Here is a 16,688-nt window from a genome sequence, read left to right on the forward strand (position 1 = left end):
GTGGAACTTTTGTTTGAAAACCGGTGGTTGTGACAATTCGCGCCGCAAAAGCGCGGCGAGAGAGCGGATCCGATCGTGTGGACCAGGCAATAGAGGTCAAACAGGGGGCGGTCGTGCCTCGCGGTATGGTCCTCCGATAGCGCGTAGGCCTTCCCTTGGTGGGAAGATGGTGATATGAACTCACCACGTGTAGCTTCTGCCCACTCTTGTCCCACTCGCCGCTGCCCACTCAAGGCGCCATGAAGAACGACGAAATCCTCAGCCAGATCACGGATTTCTGCCGTCGCTCCGACATGGCGGAGACGACGTTCGGCCGCCGCGCCGTCAATGACGGCAAGCTGGTGTACCGGCTGCGGGAGGGCAAGCGCATCACGATCGATACGCTCGACCGCATCAACGCCTTCATCGCGACCTCGACGCCGGGCGGCGTGGCGCCGCCGCGCGGCCTCGTGGTGCCGCCGGAAAAGCGCGATCCGCGGGGCAATTTCCGGTTCTTCGAGAACCGCCAGCGCTATTTGCTGTTCGTCCACACCTGCAGTGAGAAGCGGGTGATCGCCGACCGGGTTGCGCTGGAGCTGGCGGCCATCCACCCGCGGCCGCCGGCGCTGCGGGTGTTCGATGCCGGGATGGGCGACGGCACGGTGCTGGCGCGGGTCCTGCGCGCCATGCATGGCCGCTTCCCACATATGCCGTTCTATGTCGCCGGCAAGGAACTGAGCCTCGAGGACGTCCGCCTGACCCTCGACAAGGTCCCCGACCGCCTGTTCGAGCATCCGGCCAGCGTCTTCGTGTTCACCAACATGTATTACGCCGAGGCGCCGTGGCTGACGCCCAAGAACTCCGCGGCGGCCGCCAGCATGATCTGGCACGAGGTGGCCCTGCGAGGCGCTTCCTCGGGTGAGTTCGAGGCCCAGATCGCCGAACTCGGTCCGTTCCTGGAGCAGAACTGGCGCGCCAATCTCAGCCCCGGCAATGCGATGCCGATCTATGAGCGGCCGGTGGCGCTGGTCCTGTACCGGGACGATCACCGGTTCCTGCTCGATTCCATCATTCCGCGGGCCGGCCGCACCGAAGCCAATTTCGATCTTGTGATCGCCTCGCAGCCCTACCGTGCCAAATCCTCGGTGAACTTCCGCGCCAAGCGGATCATCGCGCCGCTGGCCCGCGCGCTGCGCGGCGGCGGACGGCTGATAGGAATCCACTCCCACGGCGGCGATCCCGGGCTTGAAATGATTCAAGCCGTCTGGCCCGGAGAAAATCCTTTCGCCGTCAGCCGCCATGAGATACTGCGCGCGGTGAAATACGAGCTGGGCTCCGCCGGCCGCGAGCTGAACTTCAACGCCTACGCCGATAACCGTTCGATCTTCCGATATGATATGGAAGCGCTGCCCAATGAGGTAACCGGCTCGATCGGAACCTCGACGGCCTTTGCTGCGTGGAATGCGGCGGTGTATGTCGCGCAGATCGAAGATGAGCGGTTGACCGAAACGACCGAAAACGGACGAGCTCTCGAGGCCACGCGCGAAGTTCTCCGCAAACACAACGGGCTGTGGTTCTACGACGAATCCTACGTCATCTCGCGGCGACGAGACTGACATGCCTGGGACATATTCACCAACCAACGTCGGACTTCGACTTAACAAGGGGTTTGCTTGATGCGCGCGTCTTACCTGTTCACCAGCGAGTCGGTCTCGGAAGGCCATCCGGACAAGGTCTGTGATCGTATCTCGGATGAGATCGTCGATCTGTTCTATCGCGAGGGACCGAAAGCGGGCATCGACCCGTGGCAGATCCGCGCGGCATGCGAGACGCTCGCGACCACCAACAAGGTGGTGATCGCCGGCGAAACGCGCGGCCCGAGCTCGGTCACCAACGACCACATCGAGAGCGTGGTTCGCTCTGCAATCAAGGACATCGGCTACGAGCAGGACGGCTTCCACTGGAAGAACTGCGACATCGAGATCCTGCTGCATCCGCAGTCGGCCGACATCGCGCAGGGCGTCGACGCGCTGCAGCCGGGCGAGGTCAAGGAAGAGGGTGCCGGCGACCAGGGCATCATGTTCGGTTACGCCACCAACGAGACGCCCGACCTGATGCCGGCGCCGATCTTCTACGCCCACAAGATCCTGCGGCTGATCTCCGAAGCGCGCCACTCCGGCCGCGAGAAGGTGCTGGGTCCGGACTCCAAGAGCCAGGTCACGGTGCAGTACGAGAACGGCAAGCCGGTCGGCGTCCGCGAGATCGTGGTCTCGCACCAGCATCTGGTCGAGGACCTGTCGTCCAAGCAGATCCGCGACATCGTCGAGCCCTATGTCCGCGAGGCGCTGCCGAAGGAGTGGATCACCGACAAGACGATCTGGCACATCAATCCGACCGGCAAGTTCTTCATCGGCGGTCCCGACGGCGACTCCGGCCTGACCGGCCGCAAGATCATCGTCGACACCTATGGCGGCGCGGCTCCGCATGGCGGCGGCGCGTTCTCCGGCAAGGATCCGACCAAGGTCGACCGCTCGGCCGCCTATGCCGCGCGCTATGTCGCCAAGAACATCGTCGCGGCCGGTCTCGCCGACCGCTGCACGCTGCAACTCGCCTATGCGATCGGCGTGGCGCGTCCGCTGTCGATCTACATCGACACCCACGGCACCGGTAAGGTGTCGGAGGATCAGCTCGAGAAGGCGGTGGCCAAGGCGATGGATCTGACGCCGCGCGGCATCCGCAGCCATCTCGACCTCAACCGCCCGATCTACGCGCGCACCTCGGCCTACGGCCATTTCGGCCGCACGCCCGACAATGAGGGCGGCTTCTCCTGGGAGAAGACCGATCTCGTCGAGCAGCTGAAGCGCGCGCTCTGATACTTGCGTCATTCCGGGGCGCCCGCGAGAGCGAGCGAACCCGGAATCCCTAATCATCACCTCGAGATTCCGGGTTCGCCTCTTCGAGGCGCCCCGGAACGACCAGTTCAACAACAGGACGCTCAAATGAACGCCCCCACGAAGCCCGGCTTCACCGACTACATCGTCAAGGACATTGCGCTCGCCGATTTCGGCCGCAAGGAGATCTCGCTGGCCGAGACCGAGATGCCCGGCCTGATGGCCACCCGCGAGGAGTTCGGCCCCAAGCAACCGCTGAAGGGCGCGCGCATCGCGGGCTCGCTGCACATGACGATCCAGACCGCAGTGCTGATCGAAACGCTCGCTGCGCTCGGCGCCGACATCCGCTGGGTCTCCTGCAACATCTATTCGACCCAGGATCACGCCGCGGCCGCGATCGCCGCCGCCGGCATTCCGGTGTTCGCCGTCAAGGGCGAGACGCTGACCGAGTACTGGGACTACACCGCAAAGCTGTTCGACTGGCACGGCGGCGGCACGCCGAACATGATCCTCGATGACGGCGGCGACGCCACCATGCTGGTGCATGCCGGATACCGCGCCGAGCAGGGCGACACCGCCTTCCTCGACAAGCCGAGCTCCGAGGAAGAGGAGATCTTCTACGCGCTGGTCAAGCGCCTCCTGAAGGAGAAGCCGAAGGGCTGGTTCGCCGAGATCGCCAAGAACATCAAGGGCGTCTCGGAAGAGACCACCACGGGCGTGCATCGCCTCTACGAGATGGCCAACAAAGGCACGCTCCTGTTCCCGGCGATCAACGTCAACGACAGCGTCACCAAGTCGAAGTTCGACAACCTCTATGGCTGCCGCGAGTCGCTGGTCGACGGCATCCGCCGCGGCACCGACGTGATGCTGTCGGGCAAGGTCGCGATGGTCGCCGGCTTCGGCGACGTCGGCAAGGGCTCGGCCGCCTCGCTGCGCCAGGCCGGCTGCCGCGTCATGGTCTCCGAAGTCGATCCGATCTGCGCGCTGCAGGCGGCGATGGAAGGCTATGAGGTCGTGACCATGGAAGACGCGGCGCCGCGCGCCGACATCTTCGTCACCGCCACCGGCAACAAGGACATCATCACCATCGATCACATGCGCGCGATGAAGGATCGCGCCATCGTCTGCAACATCGGTCACTTCGACAACGAGATTCAGATCGCGAGCCTTCGCAATCTGAAGTGGACCAACATCAAGCCGCAGGTCGACGAGATCGAATTCCCCGACAAGCACCGCATCATCATGCTGTCGGAAGGCCGGCTGGTGAACCTCGGCAATGCGATGGGCCACCCGTCCTTCGTGATGTCGGCCTCCTTCACCAACCAGACGCTGGCGCAGATCGAGCTGTTCGCCAACAACAAGGACGACAAGTACGCCAAGAAGGTCTACGTGCTGCCGAAGACGCTCGACGAGAAGGTCGCCCGCCTGCACCTCGCCAAGATCGGCGTCAAGCTGACCGAGCTGCGCAAGGATCAGGCTGACTATATCGGCGTGAAGCAGGAAGGTCCGTACAAATCGGATCACTACCGCTACTGATCCGCGCCCGCAGCAATCGATCACGTGAAGAGCCCCGGCCTCGCCCGGGGCTTTTTGCTAGGCAGGCTCGTGCATCAAGCTGGGATGCCGCACGCAATTTGACTGGTCGCCCCCGTGCACCGGTCGAGGACCGGTCATACCAAAATGGGCCGTGCAATAAGGTCCTTTTCGGATTCGGGAAATCAGAGATGGCCTGCCAAGGCTCGGGTTGCTAGGGTCGGCTCTCTCGGGTTACAGAGCTACTTGCCCTGCGGCTCTTACCCCGCAATCGGCTAGTCAGTAGGGGAGGCAAATGCGCTGCCCCTCCAAAGTGAGGCATCATCATGGGTTTGGCGCTCAACGTTGCAGTCCTATTGCGCGGGTGGCTTTTGGCACACCATGCCAACGGGCCGGTCGCAACGCTTGGTGTGATGGACTGCGGCTTCTCAGAGAAAGCCTTTACTAAAGCCATAGAGAAGGTTTCGCTATGGGCATCCGCCGATCGCCCTATGAGCGCGGCTCGTTATTTTCAAATGTGCGGAGGGCTAAATGATCTGTCAAGCATCGACATCAGCAAATACGAGGGCGCCGATTTCGAGTTTGATCTAAACAATGAAAGTCTTCCACCTGAATTGATCGGCCGCTTCGGCGTGGTGCTTAACGGCGGGACGCTGGAGCACGTCTTTCACGTTCCGAACGCGCTCACCAACATCTCGCGCATGCTGCGTCCCGGCGGCCTTGCCGTCCATATCTTGCCGATGAGCAATTGCGTTGATCATGGCTTCTATCAATTCAGCCCTACGCTCATGCTTGACTATTATGCGGCGGCGAAATTCGACCTGCTCAACTCGATTTCGCTTCACTTCTCTCCGCAGTCGCCGCGCTGGCTCGTTAAACCAGCCCTGCTCGGCTCGTACGGCGAAGGCCTTATCGGCACCTTCGACCAAAGAATCGCCTTCCACATGCTCGTCGCCCGCAAGCGTCCCGATTCCCTCGATTGGGCAATCCCAATCCAAAGCCTGTACGGCCGGAAATTTACAGGTCAACGCCATCTATCCGACGCGATCGAGTGGTTCAGTCCCTTCGAGATTGAGAACGGTCGCCGGATCGAGTCCGGTAAACCGACCGAGTTTCGTATCGAGTCGTTTGCGAGCAACGGCGGCTTAATGTGGGGTGCGACACTGCCGGATTATCTTCCGCGGGGTGACGACAGTACGAGCCCCATAAGTTCTAGCCTCGCATTGTTCGAGGATGGTAAGCTCCTTGGACCACCCCACTCAGCTCATGACACGATCCAGAAAATTGGGCGAGGCGCATATTCGCATTGGGGTGGAGCGCTCTTCTTGTCGTCTAGCGACGGATCCGATCCAAATACGAATGGACGTCAATACCTCTGCAAGCTGTGAGCGAGTCGGCTATATATTGGTTACGCGGACGAGTTTACTGGAAGAACCTGATGAAGCACCGTCTCGAGCTGGCTGCGGACGTATCGACATTGCTTCCCGATCCGTTCGCAGTCCTAATCTAAATAGCTTGAACAGAGCATGAGTGAACGGCACCACAGCTCGCTCATGAACCTGGTGATGGTCGCTGATTTCATCAATCGTGTCATTTCGTCACCGGTCGGTGTCGTGTTTCGCTGTTGGATGCAGCCGCGCAGTATCCCGGGAGGTCGTGGAGGCTGGAGTGCCGCGCGCCGATTCGGAGAGTGTTGCCGACAAGTCTTAAATCTGGTTCGATGTTAGCTTGATGTGCCGATCGGACGTACTTTCTTTCGCAAAGGCGCTGCGCGCTTTGAAGACACCAGCCACTACGTGCGCTCGGGCGTCAACCGCATCTCACCGTAACATCCGTGACGATGCGCAGCCCCCCTCGATCGGGTGAGACGGACACATCATACACTGAGTTGTGCTCCGGATAAGCACCGGAGGACTTGCCATGTAGGGCAACTCAGTGGCACTTGCGCGCGAGGAGGGAGCCGGACGAGCGTGCTTAGGTCACGGTCTTTCGGTCGCCGGCGCTGTGCCGTGCCCCAGTTGCCGTGAGATCTCGCCCGCACAATCGCGCAGCGCAGTTGCAATTGCGCTGTCCCAGCTGGCGTCGAAGGTGCCCTCCGGGCCCATCGCTGTGATGACCAGCGCGACGTGGCGGGCGTGATCGAACACCGGCGCGGCGAAGGCGTTGACGCCGGGCAAGGGATCGCCGATCGCCCGCGCCAGCCCGCGGCTGCGGACCTCGGCGAGGATATCGGCCGTCTTCGCGTCCGCCGGCGGACGCTTCGGATTGTAGCCGACGCCGAGGCGATCGAGGCCACTGTCGAGCGCGGTCCTGATCGCGTTCGGCGGCATGAAGGCGGCGAAGGCGCGGCCGGTCGCGGTCTCGAGCAGCGCCACCACCGATCCGACGCGCATCGCGATATGCACCGGATGGCTCGGCTCCTCGAGCCGCACCACGGTCGCACCGTGGGTGCCCCAGACCGACAGCGACACCGCGTGATTGATGCTGTCGGCGAGCGCTGCGATCCGCGGCGTTGCGATCCGTACCGCCGACTGCCGGCGCAGGCTGATCAGGCCGAGCTCGAGCGCCAGCGCCCCGATCTCGTAACGGCCAGTGGTCTCGTCCTGCTCGATCAGGCCGATGCGGGAAAAGCTGACGAGATAGGGATGCGCCTTGGCCGGCGGCATGCCGGCTTCGCGGGCGAGATCGCGCAGCATCATCGGTTCGCCGCTGCGGGCCAGCGCGCGGAGCAATTCTCCGCCGACCTCGATCGACTGTATGCCGCGGCTCTCTCTCGTCATGTGGCCCTGCCAGCTCCGACAATGTGCTTATACGGCGAGAAACCCTCCGTCGACCGGCATGGTCACGCCGTTCACATAAGATGCCAGCTCCGATGCGAGGAACACCACCGGGCCGACCAGCTCCTCCGGCTGCCCGACGCGGCCGAGCGGTGTGCGGCCCAGAAATCCGGCGAGCCGGCCCGGGTCGTTGCGGGTCGCTTCGGTCATCGCCGTTTCGATCACGCCGGGCGCGATCGCATTGACACGAATGCCGTCGGCGGCAAGCTCGCGGGCGAGCGCCTGGGTGAGGAGCTTGACGCCCCCCTTGGACGGCGCATAGCCCAGCGTATCGGCAACGCCGAGGAAGGACGCGATCGAGCCGAGATTGATGATCGTGCCGCGCGTCTCGCGCAATGCCGACAGGAAGGCGTGGGTGACGTTGAATGTGCCGGTCAGGTTGACGTCGAGCACCCGCCGCCAATTCTCGCGTGCACGGGGCGAGCCGATGCCCTCACGGATGATGATGCCGGCATTGTTGACCAGGATCGCGATCGGCCCGACCTCGCGCGCCGCACGCTGCGCCAGCGCGGAGCGCGCCTCCGCATCGGTGACATCGAGCTCGAACGGCCATGCCGCGCGGCCGTGCTGGCGAATGTCGGCCGCGGTTTGCTCGGCGCCGGCGCGATCGATGTCGGTCACTACAACGTCCGCGCCATGCGCCGCGAGGCCAAGCGCGATGGCGCGACCGTTGCCGTGCGCAGCGCCGGTCACCAGCGCGCGCTTGCCTGCGAGCAGGGTCGCCATTGCGCTCATGGCGCGCTTCCTTCCGCCGCCACGCCGGCGATGTGCCTGCCCGCGATGTAGCCGAAGGTCAGCGCAGGCCCGAGTGTGATGCCGGCGCCGGGATAGTTGCCGCCCATGATGCTCGCCATGTCGTTGCCGGCGGCATAGAGGCCGGCGATCGGCCGGCCGTCGGCGTCGAGCGCGCGGGCATTGGCATCGGTCCTTATGCCGGCATAGGTGCCGAGATCGCCGATCACCATCTTGATGGCGTAGAACGGCCCGTGCTGGATCGGCGCGATGCAGGGATTGGGCCCGTGCAGCGCATCGCCCTGGTAGCGGTTATAGGCGCGCGAGCCCTTGCCGAAGGCGGGATCGCGTCCCTCCGCCGCGGTGGTGTTGAACTCCGCGACGGTCGCCTCGAGCGCCTTGGCGTCGATGCCGGCCTGCGCGGCGAGCTCCGCCAGCGTCGCGCCGCGCTTGAGATAGCCGGTCTTCAGATGATGGCCGAGCGGCATCGGGCGCGGCGGCACGCAGCCGAGGCCGTATTTGCGCAGCGTCTCGTGATCGCAGATGAGATGCGCCGCGATCTCCTCGCCGGGCTTCGCCGCCTTGATCATCGCCTGCACGAAGTCGTGGTAGGAATTGCCTTCATTGGCAAAGCGCCTGCCATCGGCCATCACCGCGATCACGCCCGGCTTGGCGCGATCGATGAAATGCGGCATCACGCCCTTCGAGCCGTCCTTGCGCGTCGTGACTGAGACCGGCACCCAGGCCGCGGCGTTCGGCAGCGAGTCGTCGACGCGGCCGCCGGCGGATTCCGCAAGGCGCAAGCCGTCGCCGGTGTTGCCGGTCGGGCCCGGCGAATAATGTTCTTTTCCGGTCGGCGCATGCGGAAACATCTTTTGCCGTCGCGCGACGTCATGCGGAAAACCGCCGCAGGCGAGCACCACGCCACGCTTGGCGTTGACGCGGATCGTGCGCCCTTCACGCACGACGACCGCGCCGCGGACCACGCCGTTCTCGACGATCAATTCGCGCACCGGCGAGTTGAGCCAAAGCGGGATCTTGAGGTCGAAGGCGGATTTCGCCAGCCGTCCGGCGAGCGCGTTGCCGTTGGTCAGCGTCATGCCGCGGCCGTTGCGCATCACGTCGATGGCGTGCTTCGACAGCCGTTTGGCGACATAGGCCGCCGAGGTCAGCGATCTCGTCGCGCGCATGAAATGCACAATCTCCTTGCCGGAGCCGAGCATCATGCCGAACACGGTGAGCTCGGGCAGGGGGCTGCCGAGATTCTTGAGGGCGTCGCCGAGCTCGTGGGCGTCGAACGGCCGCGTCACCATCGAGCGGCCGCCCTGCGCGCCGCCCGGCGCTTCCGCATGATAGTCCGGGAAGGTCAGCGGCATGTCGAAGCGCACCGCGGTGCTGGTGGTGAAGAAGTCGACCGCCTTCGGCCCTTCGGTCAGGAACGCATCGACGCGCGCGGCATCAAAGCTGTTGCCGGCCTCGTGGCGCAGATAGGTTTTGGCCTGATCGGGGCTCTCCTCGATGCCCCAGGCCTTGGCCAGCGAGGTGCCGGGGATCCACAGCCAGCCGCCGGAGCGCGCGGTGGTGCCGCCGAACCGCGGCTCCTTCTCGACCACCAGGACCTTGAGGCCGTGATGGCCGGCGGTGACCGCCGCCGACAGCCCGGCGCAGCCGGAGCCGACGACCAGCGCGTCGCAATGATACGTTTCCTGGGTTTGTTCGTTGGCCACGCGATCGATCCTATTTCTTGAGCAGCGGGCACTTCGACTCGGAGATCGGACGATAGGCATCCTCGCCCTTCACCGTCTTGACGATGTCGAGATAATCCCACGGCTCCTTGGACTCCGACGGCTTCTTCACCTTCGCCAGATACATGTCGCGGATCACGCGGCCGTCCTCGCGCAGTTTGCCGCCATGCACGAAGGTGTCCTCGATCGGCAGCTCGCGCATCTTGGCCATCGCCGCCTTCGGATCGTCGGTGCCGGCGGCCTGGATCGCCTTGAGATAATGCAGCACCGAGCCGTAGACGCCGGTCTGGATCATGGTCGGCATCACATTGGCGCGGGCGTAGAACTTCTTCGACCAGGCGCGCGTCTTCTCGTCCATGTTCCAGTACGATGCCGTCGTCATATAGGTGCCCTGCGCGGCGTTGAGGCCGATCGCATGCACGTCGGTGTCGAACATCAAGAGCCCGACCAGCTTCTGGCCGCCCTGCACGAGGCCGAACTCGCCGGACTGCTTGATCGAATTGTCGGTGTCCTGACCGGCATTGGCGAACGCCACCACGTCGGCCTTCGAGCTCTGCGCCTGCAGCGCAAAGGAGGAGAAGTCGGCGGTGTTGGTCGGATGCTTGACGCTGCCGAGCACCTTGCCGCCCATCTCGTTGATGAAGCGCGTCGCGTCCTTCTCGAGCTGCTGGCCGAAGGCGTAATCCGCGGTGACGAAGAACCAGGACTTGCCGCCTTCCTTGATCACGGCCGAGGCCGTCACCTTCGACAGTGCGTAGGTGTCGTAGGCGAAATGCACCGTGTTGGGGCTGCACAATTCGTCGGTCAGCGAGCTCGCGCCGGGACCGGACAAGAGCGCGATCTTGTTGCGCTCGCGCACCATGTTGTGCACGGCGATCGCGATGCCGGAATTCGGGATGTCGACGACGGCGTCGACCTTGCCGTTGTCGAACCAGCCACGCACGATCTGCACGCCGACATCGGTCTTCATCTGGTGGTCGGCGGAGATGATCTCGATCGGCTTGCCGAGCACGGTGGGGCCGAATTCCTCGACCGCCATCCTGGCCGCCTCGACCGAGCCCGGGCCCGAATTGTCGCGTCCCCAGCTCGACAGGTCGGTCAGCACGCCGATGCGCACGACGTCATCGGAAACCTGGGCGTGAGCGGCCGTGGTCATCGCCGCGACAAGGGCTGCCGCCAGAAACTGTCTCATCATTCCTCCCTTTGGATGTCCGCGCTCTTCGGCGGGTCACTCAGGATTAGGAATTGTCTAATCAGTTTGTCAATGGCGAATTAGGTGTGTGAATAGTGTCACAAAGTTGGCACCCGTGCGGCGCGACGCTTCACATTTGGTGAGCGAACGCTTACATGGCTCGTCCGGGACGGCACCGCGGCAACGAGTCCGGCTCATTTGCCAGACCGCGCCGCAGTGCCAAGTCACTATGAAACAGGGGAATTTTCGCGGACGGCGACGCGTTTCGCCGCCCGGACTGGGCCGCCCGTGAAGGGCAAGGCTCCTGCGGGGCGGGGCATGAAGGGCGTCGGCGGGGCAGCGATCATAGACGGATCATGTTGAGACAGCTCTTCGCGCCGCAGCTCGTCATTCTTTACGTGCTGGTGTCCTCTACGCTCTACGTCCACTTCCGCGGCAAGCATCGGTTGCGCTTCGCTCGCCAGCTCGGCGATCACTCGACCTACCTCGCGCCCTACAATGTGCTGATGTATGCCGGCTCCGCCGTGCCCAACACGCCGGTGATTCCGGTTGAGCAGTTTCCCGAGCTCAAGAAGCTCTCCGACAATTGGGAGACGATCCGCGACGAGGCCACGCGCCTGTTCGACGAAGGCTTCATCCGTGCCGCGGCCAAGAACAACGACTGGGGCTTCTACTCCTTCTTCAAGAGCGGCTGGAAGCGCTTCTATCTGAAATGGTACGACGACTTCCTGCCGTCGGCGCGGACGCTGTGCCCGAAGACGGTGGAGCTGCTCAACTCGATTCCGAACGTGCATGGCGCGATGTTCGCGATGCTGCCGCCGGGCGGTAAGCTCGGGGCGCACCGCGATCCCTTCGCCGGCTCGCTGCGCTATCACCTCGGCCTCGTGACGCCGAACTCGAACCAGTGCCGCATCCTCGTCGACGGCGTCGAATGCGTCTGGCGCGACGGCGAGGCCTTCATGTTCGACGAGACCTTCATCCACAGCGCCGAGAACAAGACCGACGTCAATCGCATCATCCTGTTCTGCGACGTCGAGCGCCCGATGAAGTTCGGCTTCATGACGGCGATGAACCGCTGGGTCAGCCACAACATCGTCAAGGCGTCGGCGACCCAGAACGTTGACGGCGAGCACGTCGGCGCGCTGAACAAGGTGTTCGGCAAGCTCTACGAGATCCATCTCGCCAGCCGCAAGGTGAAGGAGTGGAATCGGAACGTGTACTACACGCTCAAATATTCCGCGACCGCGCTGATCCTCGGCCTGATCGTGATGTCGGCGCTGCACTGACCGCGGCGGCGTTGCCGCGTTGGAAGCAAAAGCCCCGAAGCATGCTCCGGGGCTTTCTGTCTGGGACGAGAGCTGTGAGGCGCAACAGCGTCAGTCGCGCTCGAAAACCTTGGCGCCAGGGTAGATTCGCCTGGCATAGGCGACGACCCACTCCCTGTCCTGGGTCTCCAGGAACGGAGTTCGGATCTTGCACGACCCGACGATCAGGTGCCACAGGCCGTTCAGCTTCTGAATGTTGACGATCATCTGAGTGGTCCTCGAAACCCGCGTTCCAGTCGACACCTGCCACGCGTGACAGTCTTGCGATTGACGGCTCGGAGCAGTGATCCTGATCACGTTGGAGTAGCCGCGAGTGTAAAAATCTCTCGCCATCGCTCAACTGTACGGGCGTAAGCACGGGCCATCACAAGGAATCAGGCGGGCTATACCAAGGTATGTTGGTGTCGGTCAGGAGGTGCAGCCGCAGCGTCGGGGCCGTTCAACTTTGCGCGGCGGCGCGCCTTCGCGCTCCGATCCGTTACATGGGCGTGATAACGTCCCATCTGGCGTTTCGCATTGAGGGGACCTTGCCATGTCGGAGTCATCAGGAGCTTTTGCGACCACTGCGCTGAGCGGCTACGAGCTGCTGGCCGATCCGCAGCTGAACAAGGGCACGGCGTTCTCCGAGGCTGAGCGCGAGGCGTTCGACCTGCATGGCCTGTTGCCGCCCAATATCCTGACGCTGGACGAGCAGGTCTCGCGCCGCCTCGAGGCGCTGCGCGGCTTTGAGACCGACATCGAGCGCTATGCCTTTCTGCGCGAGCTGCAGGACACCAACGAGACGCTGTTCTACGCGCTCCTGGTCGGCAACCTGGAAGAGCTGCTGCCGATCGTCTACACGCCGACCGTCGGCGAGGGCTGCCAAAAATTCAGTCGGCTGTTCCGCAAGCCGCGCGGGCTGTTCCTCAGCATCCCACATCAGCACCGGATCGATCGCATTTTCGCCCATCCGCGCTTCGATCACGTCGAGGCGATCGTGGTGACCGACGGCGAGCGCATCCTCGGCCTCGGCGACCAGGGCGCCGGCGGCATGGGCATCCCGATCGGCAAGCTCGCGCTCTATACCGGCTGCGGCGGCCTGCATCCGGCGACGACGCTGCCGATCATGCTCGACGTCGGCACCGACAATCCCGATTGCCTCGCCGATCCGCTCTATGTCGGCTGGCGCAACGAGCGCGTCCGCGGCCAGGCCTATGACGACTTCATCGAGGCTTTCGTCGCGGCGGTGGTGAAGCGCTGGCCGCGCGTCCTGCTGCAGTGGGAGGATTTCGCCAAGAACAACGCGACGCGTATGCTCGAGCGCTATCGCGACCGGCTCCTGACCTTCAATGACGACATTCAGGGCACCGCGGCGGTGGCGACCGGCGCCTTGCTCTCCGCGATCAACGTCACCGGCGTGCCGCTCACCGAGCAGCGCGTCGCCGTGCTGGGCGCAGGCTCGGCCGGCTGCGGCATCGCCAGCCTGATCCGCGCCGCGATGGTCGATGCCGGCCTGTCGGAGAGCGAGGCGGCGAAGCGCTTCTTCATGGTCGACCGCGACGGGCTGCTGCTCGAGGGTATGAGCGGGCTCGCCCCGTTCCAGCTTCCGTTCGTGCAGGACAGGCAGGCGATCGCGGGCTGGCAGCTCAGCCATCCCGACAAGATCGCGCTGCTCGACGTCGTGCGCAACGCGAGGCCGACGGTGCTGATCGGCGTCTCCGGGCAGGCCGGCGCGTTCTCCGAACCGATCGTCCGCGCGATGGCCGAGTGCAACAAGCGGCCGGTGATCTTCCCGCTGTCCAACCCGACCTCGCGCGAGGAGGCGACGCCGGTCGATATCGAGGCGTGGACCGAGGGGCGGGCGTTGATCGGTGTCGGCAGCCCGTTCCCGCCGATCATGCGCGACGGCGCGCGCTTCAAGGTCGACCAGACCAACAACTCCTACATCTTCCCGGGGGTCGGCGTCGGCGCGCTCGCGGTCGGTGCCAGCCGGGTCAGCGACGGCATGTTCATGGCCGCCGCCAAGGCGCTGGCCAGCGTCTCGCCGGCGCGCGACAACCCGAAGCACAATCTGCTGCCGCCGGTCAGCGCGTTGCGCGACGTCTCGCAGACCGTGGCGCTTGCGGTCGCGCTGCAGGCGCACAAGGAGGGATTGGCGAGCAACGTTCCGATCGACCAGGTCGAGGCGCGGATTCACGCCAAGGTCTGGACGCCGCGCTACGTGCCGTACCGCCGCAGCGATCGGGCTTAGAGCTCGGCGCGTCGGCGCGGCGCGATCCTCCGGGCCGCGCGCGGCCCCGCATCGATTTTATGACCATCATGATCGGGTCAGGATGGGCTCGACCTCGCTTACGCCTTCTCAACGGGCTTGACCGAAGTAAGAATTTTCTTCAATTTTGGTATGCCAAATGCCAGTGGCGGTCCTTCGGGGATTTGGACGTCGCGGTGTCCGCAGCCCGCGATCGCACAACATCGACACAACGAGGAAACGGGGAGGGAAGTCGAATGGCCAATCTCGGCATGTCGCGCAGGGAGTTGCTGGTCGGGTCCATGCTCACGGCGGTCGCCGCGGCGGCGCCGCGACCGCTCTGGGCCCTCGACAACACGGGTGCGCTGGCGCGATCGAAGACCGGCATGGTGACGAGCCCGCACGAGCTCGCCACGCAGGCAGGGCTCGAGGTGCTGCGCAAGGGCGGCAATGCGATCGAGGCGGTCATCGCCATCGGTGCCACGCTGTGCGTGACCTATCCGCATTTCAGCGGCCTCGGCGGCGACAGCTTCATGGTGATCAGTGACCGCAAGGGAAATGTCCGGACGCTGTCCGGCGCAGGTCAGGCCGCGCTCAACCTGCCGAACTACAGCGGCTCGGTCCCGATCCGGGGGCCGGGGTCGGCGCTGACCGCGGCCACGACCGTCGACGTCTGGGACCAGGCGTTCGATTTCAGCCGCAAGTCCTGGGCCGGAAAGCAGAGCTGGGCGTCGCTGTTCGAGCGCCCGATCGAATACGCCGGCAAGGGCTTCCCGGTCACGCCGTCGCAGCGCTTCTGGCAGGACATGGAAGCGAAGAACCTGAAGGACTGGCCCGACATCCAGCGCATCTTCATGCCCGCCGGCCGGATGCCTGAAATCGGCGAGCCGCTGGTCCAGCCTGAACTCGCGAAATCGCTGGAGATGCTGGCGGCAAATGGCGGGCGTGATTTCTACGAAGGAAAGCTCGCCACGCGCATTGCGGCCGGACTGAAGCAGATCGGCTCGCCGCTGACCGCCGAGGATCTGGCGCGCTGCCGCGCTCGCGACGAGACGCCGTTGCGCGTCGGCTATCGCGGCGGCGAGCTGCTCGGGCTGCGCCCGCCGACGCAGGGTCTCACGACGCTCGAGATCATGGGCATCCTCGACCGCTTCGAGCTTGCGAAATATCCGGAAGGGAGCGCGGACTACTATCACCTGCTGGTCGAAGCGGTGAAGCAGGCCTTCATCGACCGCGGCCGCTACATCGGCGATCCGGAATTCGTCGACGTTCCGGTCAATCAGCTGCTCTCGGCGAGCTACCTCGACGCGCGCGCGAAGGCGATTAACGTGGCGAAGGCGATGCCGTGGCCGCACGTGTTCCAGAAGGGCGACACGGTTTATCTCGCCGCGACCGACCGGGACGGCAATTGCGTCAGCATGCTGCAAACCGTCTACTACGATTGGGGAAGCGGCATGGTGGCCGGCGACACCGGCATCATCTGGCACAACCGCGGTGCGTCGTTCAACCTCGACCCGGCCAGCCCCAACTGCCTCAAGCCGGGCAAGCGGCCGTTCCACACGCTCAATCCGGGAATCTATCTCAAGGGCGGACGGCCGCATCTGCTGTACGGCACGCAGGGAGCCGACGGCCAGCCGCAGACGCTCGCGGCGGTGCTGACCAGGCTGATCGACTACAACATGGATCCGCTCACCGCGCTGGCGCGGCCGCGCTTCCTGCTCGGCAAGACGTTCTCCGATGCGCGCGACAGCCTGAAGCTGGAGAAGGATGCCGGTGAAGCGGTCTTCAACGCGCTCGCCGAGCGCGGCCATGAGATAAGTCCGATACCAGCCCAGAGCCCGCTCGCGGGACATCCGGGTGCGATCCGGATCGACGCTGACGGAAGCATCACCGGGGCGCATGATCCGCGCAGCGACGGACGGGCGCTCGGGTTGTCATAAGACGAAGCGCGGCAGATTGACGGATGCGCCCGGCGACTGCCGGGCGCATCCGGCAGCCATCTGCGAAGCATGGTCCCCCGGTGGGCGAGCGGTGGCGGACGACGGCCCTCGACGCGTTGCGATCTGTCGCTCGCCATGGCCGACTGAAGGCCGACTAAAGTTCAAGCCTCGACGGTCCGTTCCGGTGGAACTTTCCGGGGCGCGTTATCGTTCGTACTCAAACGAACCACAGTCAATATCCGTCCGGGGGCCTGCGAGGGAGACACCCCCATGGCAACATTTGGCTC

General features: G+C 64.4%; 12 protein-coding genes. 7 read left to right on the forward strand and 5 right to left on the reverse strand.

Annotated features, from left to right (window positions below; genetic code table 11):
- Positions 1-239: 239 nt before the first annotated feature.
- From PMN64_RS24210 to PMN64_RS24225, 4 genes are all read left to right on the forward strand, one after another.
- Positions 240-1,595 (forward strand): hypothetical protein, encoded by a 1,356-nt coding sequence (locus PMN64_RS24210; protein WP_016843649.1) that lies wholly within the window; start codon positions 240-242, stop codon positions 1,593-1,595.
- A gap of 60 nt (positions 1,596-1,655) precedes the next feature.
- Positions 1,656-2,852 carry a methionine adenosyltransferase gene (gene metK, locus PMN64_RS24215; RefSeq protein WP_253607814.1) on the forward strand — a complete coding sequence of 399 codons (1,197 nt, stop codon included), beginning with the start codon at positions 1,656-1,658 and terminating at the stop codon, positions 2,850-2,852.
- A gap of 126 nt (positions 2,853-2,978) precedes the next feature.
- Entirely contained in the window at positions 2,979-4,406 is a 1,428-nt protein-coding gene (ahcY, locus tag PMN64_RS24220) for an adenosylhomocysteinase (RefSeq protein ID WP_411782434.1), read from the forward strand.
- A gap of 323 nt (positions 4,407-4,729) precedes the next feature.
- On the forward strand, positions 4,730-5,791 hold the full coding sequence (locus tag PMN64_RS24225; protein WP_051376449.1) for a methyltransferase domain-containing protein: 1,062 nt from the start codon (positions 4,730-4,732) through the stop codon (positions 5,789-5,791).
- A gap of 591 nt (positions 5,792-6,382) precedes the next feature.
- Here the strand turns inward: PMN64_RS24225 and PMN64_RS24230 are convergent.
- Genes PMN64_RS24230 through PMN64_RS24245 form a run of 4 tightly spaced genes read right to left on the reverse strand, consistent with a single transcriptional unit; the run spans position 6,383 to position 10,912 of the window.
- Entirely contained in the window at positions 6,383-7,183 is an 801-nt protein-coding gene (locus tag PMN64_RS24230) for an IclR family transcriptional regulator (protein WP_225644480.1), read from the reverse strand.
- A 27-nt stretch (positions 7,184-7,210) separates the two neighbouring features.
- Positions 7,211-7,975, reverse strand: a complete 765-nt coding sequence (locus PMN64_RS24235) for an SDR family NAD(P)-dependent oxidoreductase (protein ID WP_411782435.1) — start codon at positions 7,973-7,975, stop codon at positions 7,211-7,213.
- Entirely contained in the window at positions 7,972-9,699 is a 1,728-nt protein-coding gene (locus PMN64_RS24240; RefSeq protein ID WP_411782436.1) for an FAD-dependent oxidoreductase, read from the reverse strand. Before PMN64_RS24240 ends, PMN64_RS24235 begins: the two co-directional genes overlap by 4 nt.
- Before the next feature lie 10 nt (positions 9,700-9,709).
- Complete coding sequence (locus PMN64_RS24245; protein ID WP_411782437.1) at positions 9,710-10,912, reverse strand: ABC transporter substrate-binding protein; 1,203 nt, start codon at positions 10,910-10,912, stop codon at positions 9,710-9,712.
- 353 nt (positions 10,913-11,265) lie between these two features.
- On the opposite strand from PMN64_RS24245, the gene PMN64_RS24250 reads away from it, so the two are divergent.
- A complete protein-coding gene (locus PMN64_RS24250; protein WP_411782438.1) occupies positions 11,266-12,195 on the forward strand; it encodes an aspartyl/asparaginyl beta-hydroxylase domain-containing protein in 930 nt (309 codons plus the stop codon).
- 90 nt (positions 12,196-12,285) lie between these two features.
- Here the strand turns inward: PMN64_RS24250 and PMN64_RS24255 are convergent, their stop codons facing one another.
- The gene (locus PMN64_RS24255) at positions 12,286-12,441 is read right to left on the reverse strand and encodes a hypothetical protein (protein WP_016843659.1); all 156 of its coding nucleotides are present in this window, start codon (positions 12,439-12,441) and stop codon (positions 12,286-12,288) included.
- A gap of 325 nt (positions 12,442-12,766) precedes the next feature.
- On the opposite strand from PMN64_RS24255, the gene PMN64_RS24260 reads away from it, so the two are divergent.
- Together PMN64_RS24260 and ggt are read left to right on the forward strand one after the other, a co-directional pair.
- The gene (locus tag PMN64_RS24260) at positions 12,767-14,464 is read left to right on the forward strand and encodes an NAD-dependent malic enzyme (RefSeq protein WP_411782439.1); all 1,698 of its coding nucleotides are present in this window, start codon (positions 12,767-12,769) and stop codon (positions 14,462-14,464) included.
- A gap of 254 nt (positions 14,465-14,718) precedes the next feature.
- Positions 14,719-16,401: a gamma-glutamyltransferase gene (gene ggt / locus PMN64_RS24265; protein ID WP_411782440.1), complete on the forward strand. Its 1,683-nt coding sequence runs from the start codon at positions 14,719-14,721 to the stop codon at positions 16,399-16,401.
- Positions 16,402-16,688: the final 287 nt, after the last annotated feature.

This window comes from Bradyrhizobium sp. UFLA01-814 (assembly GCF_046718885.1).
Classification (GTDB): domain Bacteria; phylum Pseudomonadota; class Alphaproteobacteria; order Rhizobiales; family Xanthobacteraceae; genus Bradyrhizobium; species Bradyrhizobium elkanii.

Coding starts and splice junctions, on each gene's coding strand:
- PMN64_RS24210 (WP_016843649.1), top strand. CDS start 240: ATGAAGAACGACGAAATCCTCAGCCAGATCACGGATTTCTGCCGTCGC.
- metK (WP_253607814.1), top strand. CDS start 1,656: ATGCGCGCGTCTTACCTGTTCACCAGCGAGTCGGTCTCGGAAGGCCAT.
- ahcY (WP_411782434.1), top strand. CDS start 2,979: ATGAACGCCCCCACGAAGCCCGGCTTCACCGACTACATCGTCAAGGAC.
- PMN64_RS24225 (WP_051376449.1), top strand. CDS start 4,730: ATGGGTTTGGCGCTCAACGTTGCAGTCCTATTGCGCGGGTGGCTTTTG.
- PMN64_RS24230 (WP_225644480.1), bottom strand. CDS start 7,183: ATGACGAGAGAGAGCCGCGGCATACAGTCGATCGAGGTCGGCGGAGAA.
- PMN64_RS24235 (WP_411782435.1), bottom strand. CDS start 7,975: ATGAGCGCAATGGCGACCCTGCTCGCAGGCAAGCGCGCGCTGGTGACC.
- PMN64_RS24245 (WP_411782437.1), bottom strand. CDS start 10,912: ATGATGAGACAGTTTCTGGCGGCAGCCCTTGTCGCGGCGATGACCACG.
- PMN64_RS24250 (WP_411782438.1), top strand. CDS start 11,266: ATGTTGAGACAGCTCTTCGCGCCGCAGCTCGTCATTCTTTACGTGCTG.
- PMN64_RS24255 (WP_016843659.1), bottom strand. CDS start 12,441: ATGATCGTCAACATTCAGAAGCTGAACGGCCTGTGGCACCTGATCGTC.
- PMN64_RS24260 (WP_411782439.1), top strand. CDS start 12,767: ATGTCGGAGTCATCAGGAGCTTTTGCGACCACTGCGCTGAGCGGCTAC.
- ggt (WP_411782440.1), top strand. CDS start 14,719: ATGGCCAATCTCGGCATGTCGCGCAGGGAGTTGCTGGTCGGGTCCATG.